The following is a 1,104-nucleotide window of genomic DNA, read 5'->3' on the forward strand; positions in this document are numbered from 1 at the left end:
AGAGCCTCTAAAAAGCAAATTCCCATAGCATAAACAACACCAACTCTATACACCGAGCAGGTAGCGCCTCAGTCCAACAAGCGATTATGCAACACAAACTGCGTGTTGCATAAATACTAAAGTGTTAGCTAGATCTAAATTGGAAGTCACTTTGAAAAATATTATTAATACTCTAGTTCTTCTCTTATTTTTTATCTCTTTAAATGTACTTTCAGCGAATGAAATTAAAGAAGAACAAATGGAGGAAAAGATAGAGGCAAATAACGCATTAAAGACTAAGGTTTCATCACTTAATAGAGATGTTGATCTTTTGTCTATTAAGCAACAAAAACTAAGTGACGCTATCGAAAAAAGCAGAACTGTACAAACAGATATAAATCTGACAGCCTCAAGCCTCGTAGCTTACATAGAGGATGCGTATACAACAGAAAAACCTATACCAATTAAAATAAATCAAAAGACTAACTGGTATATTTATCTTTTACCATTAATTACAATTATTACCATAATAGCCAGTACGCTTTTATCCCTCCGAACTATAAAAATAAAATCACATGAATCAATTTCTGCATTAAAAGCTTCAAATAAAAACTTAGTCGAAATTAATAACAAAAGTATTTCAGAAGAACACGACAGAACACAAAAAACTATTATTGCTAATAATCGGCAGGAATGGATAAATTCATTAAGAGATGAAATAACGTCTTTTCTTGCTGTAGTGGCTTCAACCTCTCCTTCTCAACATTTAACACAAATGAATGAGGCTGAGAAAAAAAACTTATGGTTGCACAGTTATAAAATTGAGTTATTAATTAACCCTAAAGAAAAAGATCATGTTGACCTGGTAGATAAAATAAGGGAAGAAATAAATAATTTAATTAACCTCAAAGAAGAAACTTTAATTAGCGATATAATTTCAATCTCTCAAAAAATATTAAAACGAGAATGGGATAGAGTGAGAACGTTTGAAAAAGCTAGCTAACAACACGCCCTGAGGTGGACAACTAGTAAAATTTAGCTATTTATTGCAAATTTTAACAGCGGCGAACCTCTTCTTTTTAGTGCTTCTAAATATGTTGATTCGTTGTAAGGTGTATGTGTCTT

At 31.8% G+C, this 1,104-nt stretch carries 1 protein-coding gene; it reads left to right on the forward strand.

Annotation, left to right across the window (positions count from 1 at the left end):
• The first annotated feature begins 151 nt into the window (after window positions 1–151).
• A complete protein-coding gene (locus tag HH219_RS21610; RefSeq protein ID WP_169328598.1) occupies window positions 152–982 on the forward strand; it encodes a hypothetical protein in 831 nt (276 codons plus the stop codon).
• Window positions 983–1,104: the final 122 nt, after the last annotated feature.

It is taken from the genome of Pseudoalteromonas sp. NEC-BIFX-2020_015, assembly GCF_012952265.1.
In the GTDB taxonomy this organism is placed as follows: domain Bacteria; phylum Pseudomonadota; class Gammaproteobacteria; order Enterobacterales; family Alteromonadaceae; genus Pseudoalteromonas; species Pseudoalteromonas neustonica.